Genomic DNA, 16,315 nt, shown 5'->3' on the forward strand with positions numbered 1-16,315 from the left:
GAAAAAAAGTGTTTAGCAGCCCAGAACAAATAATGTTTGCCTGAGGTGCTCTATTCTAGTCGTTGCGAAAATACATTTTTTTAGTCATTTTTCAGCGCCAAATCTTTTTTTTCGCTTTCCATAATCTATTTTATTAGATATAGTTTTTGATTTTCTGGGGCCTCCGCTGATATTATCAGGCGGCGGTTACTCCCTTCGGTCGTCGAACTGCGGACTAAAGTCCTTGTTGTCGCAGCTCAATGATGTTTTGGGGCCTCCCGCCTGCGGCGGGCGCTACGTTGCGCAGCTCGCTGTTCGCTCGGCCCTGCGGCCTGACGGCCTGGGTCTGCGGCTGCGCCGCACTGCTACACATCGCTAGGCCGAATAGGAACCCTTCGCTTTGGGCGACAAGAGCCTGTTCTTACTGAAAAAGTGGGTATTGCAACTGACAAGAGCCTGTCCGCAATAAAAAAGCGGTCCCTGCAACTAACAAGAACCTATTTGCAGAAAAAGAGTGGCTGTTGTAGCCTGCAAAAGCGGATTCGCAATAAAAAACTGCTCCCCTGCGGCGGGAAAGGAGCAATCTGAAAGTTTCAAATCCCTTCAGGGTGCATAATTTTGCGGTTTTACAGGGCCGAAGGCCCGCGGCTGAGGGATGGAAAGTGGTGCGGCGCAGCCGCAGACCCAGCGGGCGCAGCCCGCGCAGGGCCGAGCAGACCTGCGAGCCACGGCACAGCCCGACCCGCCCGGCGGGCGGGGCAGCCCCAAAAAAAAAGCAAGCAGCTTCCCCAAGCTACTTGCTACAGAACTCTAGTGAGTTCTAATGTTTAATCCCCATGATTTACCCCAAACTTAATTGGAAGACAAGTTATTTCTATCTTGTCTGGGACAAAGATAGGGCGGGCATACAGTTATTTTCTCTTTAGATTACCTAATGCCTAAAAATGGGTTATTTACCTAAGGGCCTAGCTATTTGACCATTTCATCTAGGCGGTCGAGGGCGGCTTGATTGGCGGGCAGGAGGATTGCCGAGAGGATATCTAGTTTTTCTCTGGCCGTTAGGTGCAAGCTCAAGGAAGCCTTTTGTTCTAGGGTGGTGGGGCGATACACAAAGCGGACGATATCGAGTTGCTCCTCTCCCATTTGGGCCTGCAATTGGCCCAGCATAGCATCTTGCTGATAATCTTGGAGGTTGCCCACATCGAAGACGGCAGAAAGCGGGCTAAAAATGGTGCTACCTAGGCCGGGGCGCTCGGCCTGCTCAATGGGCTCCACCTTTTCGTTTCCTCGGATTGAGATAACGAGCACCCCAGAGGTATTCTTCTTGATCCATTCTTTAAAATTGGCCGAAAAGCGCAGGGCTGTTTCTACCCCATAATTATCTCTAAAGCCGGCATCCATGGCCTCTAAGACGGGGGTAGAGGGCAGTTGAACATTTGGGAAAATCACGGGAAAGGTCGAGCTCATTCGCAGGGCCGAGCAAAAGCGCAGATTATATGGATTTTGTTCTTGAAAAAGGGCCCCAAAATCTACGGCATCCACCTCTGCATAGTCTTTGACAAAGGCGGGCCGCATCATGTAGCTCAGGGGTTGGGGCGAGATATAGAGGTAGCGGCCATCATTGATAATAATGGGGCTAATAATCATCATGGGAATTTGGCCATTAAACTCGGGCTCCATATAATCCCCTAAATTGCGGTTCATTAGGCCCTCTGTATTTTCTATAAACTGTTGCTCCCAGCTATAGCCTCGGTCTTGTTTGTAGGTATAGCCGTTTACCTTTCGTTTGACCCAAGGCACAAAGGCATCATTGACCAAAAAGGTAAACATGGGCGCATTAGAAAGGTCTTTGCCTACATTGAGCAAGTAATTGCTATCGAGTGGGTTAACCTCTCGGCCCAATTGTTTTTGGTAATAGAGCTCTCGGAAATAGGCCGAGCCCCACATGCCTCCAGAAGCGCCCGTCATCAGGACCGTATGCGGCATAAGCTTGCCCTCTAGGCGCTTTTCAATTTCTTGGAGCACATGCATACTCCAGACTGCCGCCCGTTGTCCGCCTCCGCTCACGGCTACACAGATGAGTTTGGGCTTGCGCAAAAAGCGGCCCTTAGGAAACTGCTTGCGCCAATTTTCTAAAATCTGCAACTGATGTTTTTTGTCCGCAATCATTTGCTCGGGCCGGGCAAGGCTATCTAAAACCGCATAATTGTAGCGGGCCTTTTTGCTGTAGTCCATACCATAGGCGGCATTTTCATAGCTCAGCCAACCATCTTTGAGCAAAGAATTGGTTAGCAAGAGCAAAATGACCAACACCGGGCTGCGCCAAGCATTTAGCCAGTAGCTGAGCGCCCCTAAAAAGGTAGTGAGCACCGAAAGCAAAATGAGCACACTAGCTGCCGTGGGAATCCGAAAATGAGGAACATCCACAAAGGCGCTCATGAGAATAAGAGCTGTAATGCTTAGGCTTTGAATAAGCAGGGCATTGGCGTGATTTTGCTTAAAGATTTGCTCCAGTAGCTTAAAATCATAGTGTTTTACCGAGCGGGTGGGGCGAAAACGCAGGCGCTCCGTCAAATAATAATCGGTTCGCAAGGCATTGACGTAAGGATTGGCCTTGGCCTCGGCCAGCATGCGCTCATTTTTGCGCAAAATGAGTGCTTTGAGCGGAGCCGAAAGCTTTAACTGTTGTTTTTGCTGCAAAAAATACAGCTCGCTATTGGTCCAGCGAAAGTATAAAAGACTAAGAAAAATAAGGCTCGAAAAGCCCAAAATAAGGCCCAAGCAATAGTAAATCAGGCTGTACTCATCGGCAAACTCATTGTACCACTGAAAATGAATCAGGCTCCCCAAATAATAAAGGATAAACAGGCCTGGCAAAGCAAAATTATTGAGGCTAAACTTGGCAAAGGGGCGCGACAAAGAGGCCAAAAAGGGAAACTTAGGGCTATATAATATATAAGTCGTGCTGTTCCAGGCCATATAAAACATACCCAGGGTTAGGCCAATAATAAAAAAGCTCCAAAAACTCACCCGCCCCATATATTCTGGGTCTAGCATAAAGTACCGAAAGCCCATACTGCTCCCCAATTGCCCCGCCAATACCCCAAACAAAAAGAGCCAAAGGAGCAAAAAGAGCAGTTGGCTTTTAAAGTGCAGGAGCAGGAGCTGAACAGGAAAGCTGTACATCAAGAGGCTGAGGTACTTGCGAAAAAAGGCTTGCATCTTCGGCATTAGGAGTAGGCGAATTTGAATCTACTGGGATCAATAAAGAAAAGGCTGGCCCGCAAGAAGCAGACCAGCCCAAAAATAAGCATATCTCTGAAATAAGCGTTTATTTTGCCTTAATCGCTTCCACTTTTTTAATCAAAGCAATGTTATCCTTTTCTAAGGGACTCAAAAAAGCGGTTACATCAGAAGAGTGACTTTCAAATCCCTGCGCTTTAAAATGCGCGCCTAGGACCTCATCCTTAAACTTATAGCCATAGGCTGCAAAGACCTCATTGCGCATCAAACGCAGTTCTTCCAAGCTTTTGTTCTTAAGCTCCGAGGGCTGCAAGGGCCTATTAGAGACCTCTAGGTATGTTCGCTTGCTATCCTTTGCACGCAAAAAAGCATGAATATCAGAACTTTTCAGCTCATGCTCATAGACCTCAAAGGGCAGTTCCTCGCCCTGTCCCTCTTTAATATCTATAGGGTCTATAGCGCTGCTGGAGCTCTTCATTTCCATAATGTAATCCGCATAGGTACAGATGGAGCCGCAGGGCGGAATTATTGGTCCATTTGGCTTACCATAATAATGAGCATCTGGCTTAAAGCTAATTTTATTGCCCCGGGCCGTCCAGTTACCAGTCTTGACAGAAGGAATATAATCCGAATTTACGGTATAGATAAAACGGCCATCATCAAAAAAGTAGTAACTCTCAAAGGTAGAGGCATAGGCCATTGCATAATGTTTGCCCACCACCTCATGCGCTACCTTTGGCCCTTGTTCTTTTTTGGGCAGTTCGGGCGCCTTCAAATGGGCATAAGGATCGGCGGCTGTCTCTGTTTGTACAAGGCTTTCGCTGCTTGTTGTTGTCGTTGTTGTTTCGGCCTCGCCAGCACAGGCGGCCAAAAATAGGCCTAAAAAGGCCAGGGGGATCATCTTTTTGTGCATCTTTTATCTAGATTTTAACTTATTTCTTCTTAATGGCTTCCACCTTCTTAATCAAGGCAATATTATCCTTCTCCAAAGGACTCAAAAAGGCATTTACATCAGAAGAGTGGCTATAAAACCCTTGGTTGCGAAAATGTTTTTTTAGGGCCTCATCCTTAAACTTATAGCCATAGGCCGCAAAGACCTCATTGCGCATCAAACGCAGCTCTTCCGCTGTTTTATCCTTCAATTCGGAGGGTTGCAAGGGCCGCTCAGAAACCTCTAGGTATGTTCGCTTGCTATCTGCGGCTCGCAAAAAAGCGTGAATATCAGAGCTTTTTCGCTCATGTGGAGAAACCTCAAAGGGAAATTCATCGCCTAGGCCCATATCAATGTCTATAGGGTCTACGCCTTGGCTGTATTTTTCTACTCGCATGCCATAATCATCATAGGTGCAAACAGAGCCACAGGGCGGAATCATGTTTCCGGTCGGTTTGCCATAATAATGGACCACATTCTTAAAGCTAATTTTTGGCCCTTCGGCGGTCCAATCACCAGTGAGTATAGAGGGGCTATACTCCGAACTGCTCGCATAAACAAAGCGGCCATCATCAAAAAAGTAGTAATTGTCTTCGGTAGAAGCATAGGCCACCGAATAATGCTGGCCCACCGCCTTATGTTGCAGCTTGGGTCTTGGCTCTGTTTTGGGAATTTCTGGCGCCTCCAAATTCGCATAAGGATCAGCGGCCTCCTCTGTTTTCATCGAACTTTCACTAATTGTCGCTGCTGTTTCAGCCTCGCCAGCACAGGCGGCCAAAAATAGGCCCAAAAAGGCCAGGGGGATCATCTTTTTGTACATGGGAACATTGGTTTTAGTTAACTACCTAAAGTTATTATAAAAATCTTAATATTGCAAAGCTTTTTGATTTTTTGGGGCTGCCCCGCCTAAAGGCGGGTCGGGCTGTTTATTCCCGTTGGTCATCGAACTGGCGCCCCTATAGGGGCTGGTTGTCGCAGCTCGCAGGTCTGCTCGGCCCTGCGCCGCCTTTGGCGGCTGGGTCTGCCGCTTCGCGGCCCTGCTGCCCATCCCTCAGCCGGGCGCTGCGCGCCTAGGCGGGCCTTGCCCGCCTTTGGTCCTTTTTGGGCCTAGGGCTCCCCTTGAAAAGCTAAAAAATCCATATCTTGCAAAAAACAATCACGCTATGGCCAAGGAACAACAATCTGTTCTACTCGAAAAATACGTAGAGCAACTGCTTGCCCTGCAAGCCAAAAAACAAGAAGCGCCCCTCAATCTTGCCGAGCTCAAGGAAATTGCCGAGAGCATCGGCCTTTCTGAATCAGACTGGCAGGAGGCCCAAAATACGGTGCGCCAACAAACCAAAGTTGGGCAGCAACATATTGCGGTGGCCAATTTCCCTGCGGCCATTCAGGCCCTACAACTAGCCGTCAATATTAACCCCCTAGCCGAACAGGCCCTTTTTTATTTGGCCCAAGCTCATCAGCTGCAGTTTGCCCAAACAGGCAAAAAAGAAAACCTCTTGGCCGCCCAAGAATACGCCCAAAGGGTACTGCTCAATAATGATCCCCAACTCGATAGCGCTAGCATTGAGCTGATGAAAACGATTAAGGATAGTGAGCAAAAGCAAAAAAGAGGAAAATGGCTGCGCTTGGGCCTTTTTGCGGGCATTTTTCTGCTTTTGGGCCTAGGCCTCAACTTCTATTATTTTAGTAGCCGACAGGCTGTTTTGCAAGAAGAACAAGAAGTACAAAAACAATGGGCCCAGGTAGAAAATGTCTATCAGCGGCGGCTAGATTTGGTCCCTAAATTAGGACAGCTTTTGTCTAGAGAAGAAAATACAAGCCAAGCCAAATTGGCCGAAATCCAAGCCCTAGAAAGCCAGCTCAACCAAAGTGATTTGGCCCAATATGCCCAGCAACAAGCCGAGCTGAGCCAAAAAATTAATGCGCTGCTCCAAGGCCTAGACCAAAAAAGCCAGCTCTACCGAGATATCCAAATCCAAATTGAAGGGGCCGAAAATCGCATTGCCGTAGAAAAACGAAAGTACAACGAAAAGGTCGGCCAATACAATCAGTTTGTTATTCAGTTTCCCTACAACCTCATGGGCTATCCCCCCAAAGCCTACTACCAAACTTCAGCGGCGGGCAAAGATGCCCAGCTCATTCACTAAACAAACTGCGGCAGACAGGGCGCAAAGCGCCCGCAGGCTGAGGGATAGAAAGCAGTGGCCGAAGGCCAGACCCAGTTTTTTTGAGCGTAGCGAAAAAAAACGCAGGGCCGAGCAGACCTGCGAGCTGCGACATAGCCCGACCCGAGCCAAAGGCGAAGGGGCAGCCCCAAAAACATCCCCTTCCAACCTTCAGAAAATTCATATCGTCAGAATAAAAAACAATAGCACAGCATGTACATCTTGCTTTCTCCAGCCAAAACGCTGAACTTTTCGCCTAGCAACATTAGTAATTTTACGGAAGCCGATTTTTTAACCCAATCGGCCAAACTGATTGACATTTTGGCTGATTATGGGCCAGAAGATATTGCTCATTTGATGAAAATTAGCGATAAACTGGCCGAGCTCAATCATCAGCGCTTTGCCGATTGGCAGCTGCCCAAGCAGCTAAACCCTGGCAAACAGGCCCTTTTGGCCTTTCGGGGCGATGTATACAAAGGCTTGCAGGCCGATGATTTTGGGCCAGAAGAATTGGCTTTTGCTCAGAAGCATTTGGGTATTTTGTCGGGCCTCTATGGCTTGCTGCGTCCCTTAGACCTCATTTTGCCTTATCGCTTAGAGATGAAGACCAAATTGCCCAACCCAGAAGGAAAAAACCTTTATGCTTTTTGGGGCGAGCAACTGAGCAAGGCCGTTAATGAGCGGGCTCAGGGCCCTATTGTCAATCTGGCCTCTAAAGAATATTTTTCGGCCCTACAGCCCAAGGCCCTAGAACAGCCCCTTTATCAAATTGATTTTAAGGAGGTTAATGCAGAGGGTAAAGCCCGAATTATTGCCGTGCATGCCAAAAAAGCGAGAGGGCTGATGGCCCGTTATATTATTCAAGAGCAATTAGAAAAAATAGAAGACCTCAAGGGTTTTGCCAAAGAAAATTACGCCTTTGATGAAGAGCGCTCTAGCGATTTCCATTGGGTCTTTAGTCGTTAACACTGCCCCTACCTCCCTATCAAAAAGCATTATCTATGAAGATTTTACAGCTCAGCAAAAAGTTTCCTTATCCGCTAAAAGATGGCGAATCTTTGGCCATCACCTATATGGCCCAGGCGCTTCATGAGTTGGGGGCAGAGGTAGATTTGTTGAGTATGAACACGAGCAAGCACTATTTTGATATCAAAGAACTGCCCGATAACTTTAGGCATTATGGCAAAATGAAGCTGGTGGATATTGATAACCGTTTGCATCCTAAGGCGGCTTTGCTCAACCTTTTTTCCAATAAGTCTTACCATATAGAGCGCTTTGAGTCGGCTCATTATGCGGCGGCCCTAAAAGCGCTTTTGCAGGCCAAAGACTATGATGTGGTACAATTAGAAACCCTCTATTTGGCCCCTTATATTCCCGTAATTCGGCAGTATTCTAAGGCCAAAGTGGTTATGCGCTCGCATAATGTAGAGCATGAAATCTGGGAGCGGATTCGAGACAACTGCCCTTTTGGGCTCAAAAAATGGTATTTGCAGCTGCTGAGCAAGCGCCTAGCGGACTATGAGCTCAAGCAACTCAATAATTACGATCTCTTTTTGGCCATTACGGCCAGAGACCTGCAGCGCTTTGAGGATTTGGGCCTAAAAACAGCTGCTCAGGTGGTGCCTATTGGTTTGGACCTTAGTAAATACCCTGAGCGCCCCCTGCCTGCTGCGCCCAAAAAAATTCGGTTTAGCTTTATTGGCTCTCTAGATTGGATGCCAAATATAGAAGGTCTTCGCTGGCTGCTCGATGAGGTCTGGCCGCAGTTTGTGGCCCAACATCCCGAGGCCGAATTTCATGTTGCGGGCCGAAACAGCCCCGATTGGCTAAATAAGTTACGCCTAAAAGGCCTAAAAGTGCATGGGGAAGTCCCTTCGGCACAGGCCTTTATCCAAGAATATGAAATTATGCTGGTGCCCCTCAAATCGGGCAGCGGAATGCGGGTCAAAATTCTGGAAGCTATGGGCATGGGCCGCCTGGTCCTCAGCACTAGCATTGGCCTAGAGGGCATTCATGCCCAAGATGGTCAAGAGGTCCTCATTGCCAATGATGCTACGGCCTTTTTGCAGCAAATGAAGGCCATTTATCAGCAGCCCTATAAGTTATCGGAATTGGCCGCCAATGGCCGGCAGTTTATTCATCAAAATTATGATAAATTGCGGATCGCCCAAAGCGTTCTCGAGGCCTATGCCCAACTACAACCGCAGCCGGTCGACTAAAAAGAACTGTTTATTTTCAAAAAGCCAAGCTAAAAAAGCTTGGCTTTTTTCATATCTTCATTGCTCAACAAAAAATAGCATATGGCGGTCCCTCCCCAACACAAACTGATTAAGAACTCCCTCAAAGAGCGCTATCATATTGATTTAGAGCGCTACCGCACCGATGTCATTGCCGATAGCGTGATTGGCTACATCGATGCCCCTTTCACGATTATGGTGCATCTTATCCTTTGGCCCATTCTGACCATTGGTATTTTGGGCTATTTGGGCATTGCCTACGTTTGGCCAATCAGCTATATTTTGGGTATTGTTTGGCTGCTCTTGGCCATTTTGCTGGGGGGAGTCAGTAGCCTGATTACCGCCGCTTTTTTTGTCGCTTGGAACCTGATGGACCATACTAAAAACCTCTATGAAGCCACCGCCGACACCCTAGAGGTTATTATTGATGACATGCGCGATCGGCAAGTGCAGTTGCCTCCCCACCAACGGCACTACCCTAGCTTTAAAGAATGGGTGCAGGTGGTTCGGCTGGGGCTCTTTGTCCCCACGATCCGAGAGGTGATTCGGGCCAAATTGGGCTGGCCCATTGGCGACTGGATAGGCAATTTGGCCGTTAAGGTTTTGGGTGGCAGTACCAACCGCAGCTTGTCGGCTATGCCGCCAGAGGTCCGTGATAGCCCCGATTATACGCCCGACCGCCTCGATATTTACTGCGATAAAATGAAGGGCCGCATTCAGCTATTCAAAAGTAAATCGGAGAAAGTATATACTGCTGCCGCCTGGGTTACGCTCATGCCTTTACGCATTCTGATGTTTGTCTTTTTGGCCCTAGATGTTATTTGTTTTTTGGGTCTTTGGTGGTTTTTAGTGGGCTAATAATTTGGGGCCTCCGCCTCGCTACGCTCGTCGGCGTTACGCTTTGGGGCTCGCAGGTCTGCTCGGCCCTTCGTTTTTTCGCTACGCTCAAAAAACTCGGTCTGGCCTGCGGCCCCCCCGCCGCATCACTAGGCCGCTCCACTGCTGTTTTTTTTCTTAATAGTAATTTTACAGCCTCAAATAGCAACTTCTTTATTGGCCCTTTACCTTTGTAAAAAAAGAAAAGGCCATGCAAAAAAAATTAGGCATTTTAGGGGGCGGACAATTGGGGCGCATGCTCATTCAGTCTGCCACAGACTTTAATATTCAGATGGGTATTTTGGATAGTCAGCTTGAGGCGCCAGCTTCTTCTTTGGCCAAGCATTTTGTCCAAGGCGATTTATTGGATGAAGAAACGGTATATGCTTTTGGGCAAGATTACGACTTAATTTCTATAGAAATCGAGAAAGTCAATACAGCGGCCCTCAAGCGATTGGAGGCCGAGGGCAAGGAAGTTTATCCGCAGGCGGCTATTATTGAGCTGATTCAGGACAAAGGCAAACAAAAAGAATTCTATCGGGCGCAGGGCTTTCCTACGGCCGATTTTTTATTGCTAGCCAATAAGGAAGAGCTTTTGGCGCAAACAGACTTTTTGCCTGCGGTCCAAAAGCTCCGCAGAGATGGCTATGATGGCAAGGGCGTACAAGTTTTGCAAAAAACTAGTGATTTGGGAAAGGCCTTTGAGGCCCCTTCGGTCCTAGAAAAACTGGTAGATATTCAGCAAGAGATTGCGGTTATTGTGGCCCGTTCTCCTTCTGGAGAGATCCGGACTTATCCTGCGGTAGAGATGATTTTTCATCCTCAGGCCAATTTGGTAGAATATCTATTTAGTCCGGCCAGGATTGAGGAAGAGATGGCCCAAAAAGCTGATCAGATGGCTAGAGATTTAATCGAAAAGCTGGGTATGGTGGGGTTGTTGGCTGTAGAATTTTTCATTGACCGATCGGGGAATTTATTGGTCAATGAGGTAGCTCCTCGTCCGCATAATAGTGGGCACCAAAGCATAGAGGGAAATATCTGTTCTCAGTTTGAGCAGCATTTGCGGGCTATTTATGATTGGCCCTTGGGCGATAGTCAAATACAGACCCCTTCTATCCTACTCAACTTATTGGGGGAAGCGGGCTTTTATGGTCCGGCCAAACTAGAGGGATTAAAAGAGGTATTGGCCCTTTCGGGGGTACATTTGCATTTGTATGGAAAAGAAGACTGCAAGCCTTTTCGGAAGATGGGTCATATTACGGTAACCGATCAAAATTTGGAGCGCTTAATGGAGAAGGCGCGTTTTGTAAAAAACACATTAAAAATCCGCGGATTACACCGCATCTAAAGCTAGATAAGAATGAAAAAAGTAGCCATTTTGATGGGCAGTGATTCTGATTTGCCTGTTATGCAAGCCGCTGCCCATGTTTTGGACCAATTGGGTTTGCCTTATGAAATTAGTATTATTTCGGCGCATCGTACGCCCCAGCGTTTATTTGAGTTTGCCCCTGAGGCTAGGGAAAAGGGTTATGGGGTAATCATTGCGGGGGCTGGTGGGGCGGCTCATTTGCCTGGGATGCTTGCCTCTTTGAGCAGTTTGCCTGTTATTGGCGTACCGATTAAGTCTAGTAATTCTATTGATGGTTGGGATTCTGTTTTGTCTATTTTGCAAATGCCCAATGGGGTACCTGTGGCCACGGTGGCCTTGAACGGGGCCAAGAATGCTGGTATTTTGGCCGCCCAAATCCTGAGCGTTAATGATGCAAAAATTGCTCAAAAGCTAGATGCATTTAAGGTGGAGATGAGTGAGCAAGTTATGGCCAAGGTCCAGCGTTTGGATGAAGAGCAGGCCGACAGACATGAGGCCCCAAAACTTCGTCCTTAGGGTTTAGGCGAATAGCCAAGGGCGGGCTGGCCTAGCGATGTGGAAGGGGGCGGCGAAGCCGCAGACCAAGGCCGTCAGGCCGCAGGGCCGAGCAGACCTGCGAGCCCTGAAACGTAGCGCCGCAAGGCGAAGCCGCAGCGGAGGCCCCAAAACAAAAAAAAATGATATCTTGCGGAATGAACAGAAGAATCCCCCTACTAGTTAGTTGTGTAGTTTTGTTTGGCCTTCTTTTATTGTCGAGTTGTGGCTCTTCAAAGCAGGTCAGTTTACCCTTAAAAGAAGAGAATATGGAAAACAAAGCCTTAATTGACAAATTTTACATGGCCTTTGCGGCTGCTGATTATGAGACGATGGTGAGCTGTTATCATCCTGAGGTTGTTTTTGAAGATCCTGCTTTTGGTCGTTTGCAAGGCGAGCGGGCCAAAAAAATGTGGGAAATGTTGTTGACGCAGAGCAAAGACAGCATTTTGATTCGGCATAGCGAGTTATCGGCTGATGCGGAAAAGGGGCAGGCCAAATGGGTCGCTGATTATAAGTATGGCGACAAAAGGCGGCCTGTTCACAACATTGTTCGGGCTCAATTTCGCTTTAAGGATGGGTTGATTATCGAGCATCGGGATCAATTTAACCTTTGGCGTTGGAGCAAGCAAGCCTTGGGGACGACGGGGCATTTGCTGGGTTGGTCGGGTTTTTTCCGAAAGAAAATGCGGCAGACCACCAATGGAATGTTGGATAAATATATGGCGAAGCAAGAAAAATAAAGCAAAGGCGATTGGAGGGTTCCGGTCGCCTTTTTACGTTTTAGAGTTGGTTTCCGCTTTCCTTGATGGCCCATTTGAGGGCATCCTTCATGCTGCCTGTGGTTTCGATTTCGTCAATGGCGATGCCGAGTTCGACAATAGTTTGGGCGATATTGCCCGAAATGCCCGAGATGATACATTGGGCGCCCATGAGGCGGGCGGCTTTGGTCATTTTGATGAGGTGATTGGCCACGGCGGTATCGACGATAGCCACTCCAGAAATATCGAGGATAAAAAACTTAGCTTGTTTATCGGCAATATTGTCTAGCATGGCCTCCATAATATCCTTAGAGCGCTTAGAGTCGATAAAGCCGACTAGTGGAAGCAGCAGAATATTTTCCCAGATTTGGGCTACTGGGGTAGAGAGTTCTCGTAGGGCTTCGTTTTGTTTTTCGAGGTCATTGGTCATTTTCTCCCGGTACTCCTTGGCTAGGATATCGAGGTCAATTTGATTAAACTTTTTGTAGGCCAAAACTAGGTTTAGGGCATTTTCATTATGCTTAATAAAAAGCTTAGTAATGCCTTCATGGAAGCGGACCAAAAGCTGGGTAAAAGATTCTAGGCTCACAGCAGCAGCTAGAAAATTGCGTCTAATTTCAGTATGTCGTTCAATATAATCGGCAGATAAGCGGGCGCCAACCAAATCGGCCAAAATATCTTCTTTATGGACAATGGAAGCCGTAATTGTAATTTCGGGAAAGAGGTTAGATTCGCTCATCCAATCAATTACATCTTGAAAAACAGCTTCTTTTTCGGTGTAAGGAATTTTATTGGCAGCTAATTGCAATGATTCTAGTTCTTCTTCCGTCAGGAAGTAAGCCGATTTATAATAATGATATTGTTGTTCGTAAGTAGAGCTACTCGTTTGCATAGTCATTGTGTTTTGCCTTAAGGTAAGCAGTAGTTCTATTTTATTTAAATGTTCCACTAACTAAAAAATAGCTGGGCCTTTTAGAGTTGGTTTCCGCTTTCCTTGATGGCCCATTTGAGGGCATCCTTCATACTGCCTGTGGTTTCGATTTCGTCAATGGCGATGCCGAGTTCGACAATAGTTTGGGCGATATTGCCCGAAATGCCCGAGATGATACATTGGGCGCCCATGAGGCGGGCGGCTTTGGTCATTTTGATGAGGTGATTGGCCACGGCGGTATCGACGATAGCCACTCCAGAAATATCGAGGATAAAAAACTTAGCTTGTTTATCGGCAATATTGTCTAGCATGGCCTCCATAACATCCTTAGAGCGCTTAGAGTCGATAAATCCGACTAGTGGAAGCAGCAGAATATTTTCCCAGATTTGGGCTACTGGGGTAGAGAGTTCTCGTAGGGCTTCGTTTTGTTCTTTAAGGTCTTGTTGTATTTTTCGTCGATATTCCTTGGCTACAATATCTAAATCAATTTGATTAAACTTCTTGTAGGCTGAGATCAAATTAACTGCGGTAGGATTATATTTGATGAATAAATTTAGCACGCCTTCATGAAAGCTGGTTAAAAGCTCTACAAAAACATCTAGGCTAACTCCTGTTTCTAAAAAGTTTCGTCGAATCTCTGAATAGCGTTCGATATATTCAGGAGAAAATCTAGCTTCCACCAGATCCGTTATAATATTATCCTTATGGCCTGATAAAGCAGCCACAACAGCTTCTGGAAAAAGCTCTCGTTTTTTCATCCAGTCTATAGTTTCTTGAAAAACAGCTTCTTTATCTGCTACAGAAAACTGACTTCCAGCCTCTTTGAGTAGTTTAAGATCTTCTTCAGTCAGGAAGTAAGTTCTTTTATAGTGCTCATAAAGTTCTTTGTATTTAAGGCTCATATTTCGGTATATTTAAATATAGGCTAATAGACTCTCCAGCTTATCAAGATAAGCATCCTATAAGTTACTAAACTTATAAATATTTAGCTCTAAAAGGCCAAACAATTGGTTAATTTTTTCTTTAAACCAAAAAGTTACAGCTTTTTCCCTAGGGCCAAGAGCAGGCCTTTAGCCTTGAGCAGGCATTCTTCATATTCGGCTTCGGCGATTGAATCATAGACAATGGCCCCACCCAGCTGAAAAGAGAGATATTGTTTTTGGCTTTGATAAACTAAGCTTCTGATGACCACATTAAAATCGGAATTTCCCTCTGGCGAAAAGTAGCCAACTGCGCCAGAGTAGAGCCCTCTTTGTTGCTGTTCGTAGTGCTCAATAATTTTCATGCTCATAATTTTAGGCGCCCCGGTCATTGAGCCCATCGGGAAAGCCTTTTTGAGGGCCTGCAGGGGGCTACAATCGGCTCGTCGTTCGGCTTCTACGGTAGAAATCATCTGTTGCAATTGGGGAAAAGCGTAAATGCCAAACAGCTCGCTCACTTCTACAGTAGCGGGCGCTGCCGATTGGGCCAAATCATTGCGCAGAAGGTCTACAATCATGACATGTTCGGCCAAATCTTTTTCGCTATGTCTTAGGCGTTTGGCCAGTGCTTGGTCTTCGGCTTCATTTTTTCCTCGGCCAATGGTTCCTTTAATTGGTTGGGCGATCAATCGGCTTCCTCTTTGGGCCAAAAAGCGTTCTGGACTAGCCGAAATTAAATGTTCATTTTCCCATTGATAGTAGGCCGAAAAAGGGCTAGGGCTGAGATCCATCAGCCGTCGATAAAGCGGTAATGGGGCAATTTTGGCCCCTTGCATAAAAAACTCTTGGCAAAAATTGACTTCATAAATGTCTCCGGCTAGAATATGTTCTTTAAGGGCCGCAATGGTCGCTAGATAATCGGCCTTACTAATTCGAGCTTGCAGTTCAGGCAGCTCTTTGGGCTTTTCTGGGGCCAAAGCAGGGGCGGCCAAGCAAGCCCCCCAAACCTCCTGAGGATCAGCCGACTCTATTTCGATTTCTTGGTTGGGGCGAATCAAAATCCGAACTACTGGCTGAAAAAAAGCCAATTTTGGAAAGCCCAAGGGATCCGGATTCTCCGAGCTCAAGTCCTCCAAATCATTTTTGAGCTCATAGGAAAAATAGCCCAACCACCAAGCCTTGGGCTCGGCCTTCATGGCGGCCTCTAGGGGCGCAAAACAATCGGCCCGAAGGCGATGACGGGCACCTGCGCCCAACAGCCATTCCACTTCATGAAAAGCATCCTCCTTAAATTCATTGTTATCAAGGATCAATAAAGGATGATCATCTTGAAAAACACTTAGGGCCTGGGCCTTAAATTGAGCCAAAGAAAGTCCCTGGGGCAAAGAAAAATGAGCGATAGTCATGAGCGCAGATTTTTGAACAAAAAGATGAGCAAAGGATACAAAATTAAAAGCCCATCCCAATAAAAAGAAAAGAAAAAATCATTTTGTTGAGCATGGGTTCTAGAAAGTAGGACAAAGATAAGCAGTAAACAAATACTACTGGCCAATAGCATAAAAAAAGGGGTCGTATAGGCCTGCATTCCCCACCAAATTAGGGCTAGGGCAGCAATGAGGTATCGACTTCTTTTTTCGCCCAAACTAGAGACCAGAGTGGGCACCCCAGCCTTGGCTTCTTGTTCCAAATCTCGCAAATCAAAGGGCAAAGTAATCAATAAAATAAAGAGGGCTCGCTCAAAAAATAAGTATAGCGAAATGGGCCGCCCCAATTCTAAAGCGGGCAGCACTGTAGCCACAAAAGACCAAACCCCAGCAATCAGAAAAATTTTCAGCCAGGGAATATCTCGCAGTCGCCAGCCCTTATAAATCGGCAGCACATAGGCCAAGGAAAGTAGGGCCGGTAAAGGCAACCATTGGAGTAGGGCAAAAGGCAGTTGGCTCGCCAAATACAGCAGGACCCCAGGCAGCAAAAGCAGCAATCCCCAATTCCAAGCACGGTATTTTTGCAAAATCTCCTGCCGCTCGGCCTTCATCTTATCCGAGCGGTTCGAGTAAATTCGGTGCAGGGCATAAATCCACCAACAGGCAAAAAAAGCCAGCGGCAAACTCCAGCCCTCTACTGGCCGCCCCCATTGCCAAAAACTACTGGCGGTCAGCAGGGCTGCCCCCAAGGCAATATGCAGATGAGTATAAACAGAGAAAGAAAGCAGGCCGCGCATGGGTAATATTTAGAAAATCAGGCCCTAAAATAATCATTTTTGCAGGGAGTTTATGGTCCTTTTATCTCCTCTTCTCAAAATCTTCTATTTTTCTTTTTTTGGGGCCTGCCGCCTGCGGCGGCCGGGCCCTTACAGGGCTCGCAGG

General features: G+C 46.9%; 14 protein-coding genes. 7 read left to right on the plus strand and 7 right to left on the minus strand.

The genetic code is table 11. From position 1 onward, the window contains the following. Positions 1-948: 948 nt before the first annotated feature. The 3 genes from SAPGRDRAFT_RS00485 to SAPGRDRAFT_RS00495 form a co-directional block, all read right to left on the minus strand. Positions 949-3,210, minus strand: a complete 2,262-nt coding sequence (locus tag SAPGRDRAFT_RS00485) for a patatin-like phospholipase family protein (RefSeq protein WP_002656299.1) — start codon at positions 3,208-3,210, stop codon at positions 949-951. Between the two features lie 100 nt (positions 3,211-3,310). Then, positions 3,311-4,135, minus strand: coding sequence for a YARHG domain-containing protein (locus SAPGRDRAFT_RS00490; protein ID WP_002656301.1), 825 nt, complete (start codon positions 4,133-4,135; stop codon positions 3,311-3,313). Between the two features lie 19 nt (positions 4,136-4,154). Then, positions 4,155-4,973 (minus strand): YARHG domain-containing protein, encoded by an 819-nt coding sequence (locus tag SAPGRDRAFT_RS00495; RefSeq protein ID WP_002656302.1) that lies wholly within the window; start codon positions 4,971-4,973, stop codon positions 4,155-4,157. Between the two features lie 343 nt (positions 4,974-5,316). Between SAPGRDRAFT_RS00495 and SAPGRDRAFT_RS00505 the strand changes: the two genes are divergently transcribed. The 7 genes from SAPGRDRAFT_RS00505 to SAPGRDRAFT_RS00540 all read left to right on the plus strand — a co-directional run bounded on the left by SAPGRDRAFT_RS00505 (position 5,317) and on the right by SAPGRDRAFT_RS00540 (position 12,080). Next, on the plus strand, positions 5,317-6,303 hold the full coding sequence (locus SAPGRDRAFT_RS00505) for a LemA family protein (RefSeq protein WP_002656305.1): 987 nt from the start codon (positions 5,317-5,319) through the stop codon (positions 6,301-6,303). Between the two features lie 231 nt (positions 6,304-6,534). Next, positions 6,535-7,287: a peroxide stress protein YaaA gene (gene yaaA, locus SAPGRDRAFT_RS00515; RefSeq protein ID WP_002656306.1), complete on the plus strand. Its 753-nt coding sequence runs from the start codon at positions 6,535-6,537 to the stop codon at positions 7,285-7,287. A 35-nt stretch (positions 7,288-7,322) separates the two neighbouring features. Further along, entirely contained in the window at positions 7,323-8,540 is a 1,218-nt protein-coding gene (locus SAPGRDRAFT_RS00520; RefSeq protein ID WP_002656308.1) for a glycosyltransferase family 4 protein, read from the plus strand. 81 nt (positions 8,541-8,621) lie between these two features. After that, positions 8,622-9,416 carry a hypothetical protein gene (locus SAPGRDRAFT_RS00525; protein WP_002656310.1) on the plus strand — a complete coding sequence of 265 codons (795 nt, stop codon included), beginning with the start codon at positions 8,622-8,624 and terminating at the stop codon, positions 9,414-9,416. 229 nt (positions 9,417-9,645) lie between these two features. Next, entirely contained in the window at positions 9,646-10,782 is a 1,137-nt protein-coding gene (locus tag SAPGRDRAFT_RS00530; RefSeq protein WP_002656312.1) for a 5-(carboxyamino)imidazole ribonucleotide synthase, read from the plus strand. A gap of 12 nt (positions 10,783-10,794) precedes the next feature. Beyond that, positions 10,795-11,319, plus strand: a complete 525-nt coding sequence (gene purE / locus SAPGRDRAFT_RS00535; RefSeq protein WP_002656314.1) for a 5-(carboxyamino)imidazole ribonucleotide mutase — start codon at positions 10,795-10,797, stop codon at positions 11,317-11,319. 176 nt (positions 11,320-11,495) lie between these two features. After that, positions 11,496-12,080 carry a nuclear transport factor 2 family protein gene (locus SAPGRDRAFT_RS00540; RefSeq protein ID WP_156001781.1) on the plus strand — a complete coding sequence of 195 codons (585 nt, stop codon included), beginning with the start codon at positions 11,496-11,498 and terminating at the stop codon, positions 12,078-12,080. Between the two features lie 40 nt (positions 12,081-12,120). Here the strand turns inward: SAPGRDRAFT_RS00540 and SAPGRDRAFT_RS00545 are convergent, their stop codons facing one another. The 4 genes from SAPGRDRAFT_RS00545 to SAPGRDRAFT_RS00560 form a co-directional block, all read right to left on the minus strand. Beyond that, positions 12,121-12,990 (minus strand): STAS domain-containing protein, encoded by an 870-nt coding sequence (locus SAPGRDRAFT_RS00545; protein WP_002656317.1) that lies wholly within the window; start codon positions 12,988-12,990, stop codon positions 12,121-12,123. A gap of 80 nt (positions 12,991-13,070) precedes the next feature. Further along, positions 13,071-13,931: an STAS domain-containing protein gene (locus SAPGRDRAFT_RS00550; protein ID WP_002656319.1), complete on the minus strand. Its 861-nt coding sequence runs from the start codon at positions 13,929-13,931 to the stop codon at positions 13,071-13,073. A 134-nt stretch (positions 13,932-14,065) separates the two neighbouring features. Beyond that, a complete protein-coding gene (locus tag SAPGRDRAFT_RS00555; RefSeq protein ID WP_002656321.1) occupies positions 14,066-15,355 on the minus strand; it encodes an anthranilate synthase component I family protein in 1,290 nt (429 codons plus the stop codon). After that, positions 15,352-16,170, minus strand: coding sequence for a UbiA family prenyltransferase (locus SAPGRDRAFT_RS00560; protein WP_002656323.1), 819 nt, complete (start codon positions 16,168-16,170; stop codon positions 15,352-15,354). Before SAPGRDRAFT_RS00560 ends, SAPGRDRAFT_RS00555 begins: the two co-directional genes overlap by 4 nt. Between the last annotated feature and the right edge of the window lie 145 nt (positions 16,171-16,315).

The sequence above is a fragment of the Saprospira grandis DSM 2844 genome (genome assembly GCF_000275825.1).
In the GTDB taxonomy this organism is placed as follows: Bacteria; Bacteroidota; Bacteroidia; order Chitinophagales; family Saprospiraceae; genus Saprospira; species Saprospira grandis_A.

What these genes read in the sequence shown, in the direction of transcription:
- SAPGRDRAFT_RS00485 (WP_002656299.1), bottom strand. Translation starts at nt 3,210, where the DNA reads ATGCCGAAGATGCAAGCCTTTTTTCGCAAGTACCTCAGCCTCTTGATG.
- SAPGRDRAFT_RS00490 (WP_002656301.1), bottom strand. Translation starts at nt 4,135, where the DNA reads ATGCACAAAAAGATGATCCCCCTGGCCTTTTTAGGCCTATTTTTGGCC.
- SAPGRDRAFT_RS00495 (WP_002656302.1), bottom strand. Translation starts at nt 4,973, where the DNA reads ATGTACAAAAAGATGATCCCCCTGGCCTTTTTGGGCCTATTTTTGGCC.
- SAPGRDRAFT_RS00505 (WP_002656305.1), top strand. Translation starts at nt 5,317, where the DNA reads ATGGCCAAGGAACAACAATCTGTTCTACTCGAAAAATACGTAGAGCAA.
- yaaA (WP_002656306.1), top strand. Translation starts at nt 6,535, where the DNA reads ATGTACATCTTGCTTTCTCCAGCCAAAACGCTGAACTTTTCGCCTAGC.
- SAPGRDRAFT_RS00520 (WP_002656308.1), top strand. Translation starts at nt 7,323, where the DNA reads ATGAAGATTTTACAGCTCAGCAAAAAGTTTCCTTATCCGCTAAAAGAT.
- SAPGRDRAFT_RS00525 (WP_002656310.1), top strand. Translation starts at nt 8,622, where the DNA reads ATGGCGGTCCCTCCCCAACACAAACTGATTAAGAACTCCCTCAAAGAG.
- SAPGRDRAFT_RS00530 (WP_002656312.1), top strand. Translation starts at nt 9,646, where the DNA reads ATGCAAAAAAAATTAGGCATTTTAGGGGGCGGACAATTGGGGCGCATG.
- purE (WP_002656314.1), top strand. Translation starts at nt 10,795, where the DNA reads ATGAAAAAAGTAGCCATTTTGATGGGCAGTGATTCTGATTTGCCTGTT.
- SAPGRDRAFT_RS00540 (WP_156001781.1), top strand. Translation starts at nt 11,496, where the DNA reads ATGAACAGAAGAATCCCCCTACTAGTTAGTTGTGTAGTTTTGTTTGGC.
- SAPGRDRAFT_RS00545 (WP_002656317.1), bottom strand. Translation starts at nt 12,990, where the DNA reads ATGCAAACGAGTAGCTCTACTTACGAACAACAATATCATTATTATAAA.
- SAPGRDRAFT_RS00550 (WP_002656319.1), bottom strand. Translation starts at nt 13,931, where the DNA reads ATGAGCCTTAAATACAAAGAACTTTATGAGCACTATAAAAGAACTTAC.
- SAPGRDRAFT_RS00555 (WP_002656321.1), bottom strand. Translation starts at nt 15,355, where the DNA reads ATGACTATCGCTCATTTTTCTTTGCCCCAGGGACTTTCTTTGGCTCAA.
- SAPGRDRAFT_RS00560 (WP_002656323.1), bottom strand. Translation starts at nt 16,170, where the DNA reads ATGCGCGGCCTGCTTTCTTTCTCTGTTTATACTCATCTGCATATTGCC.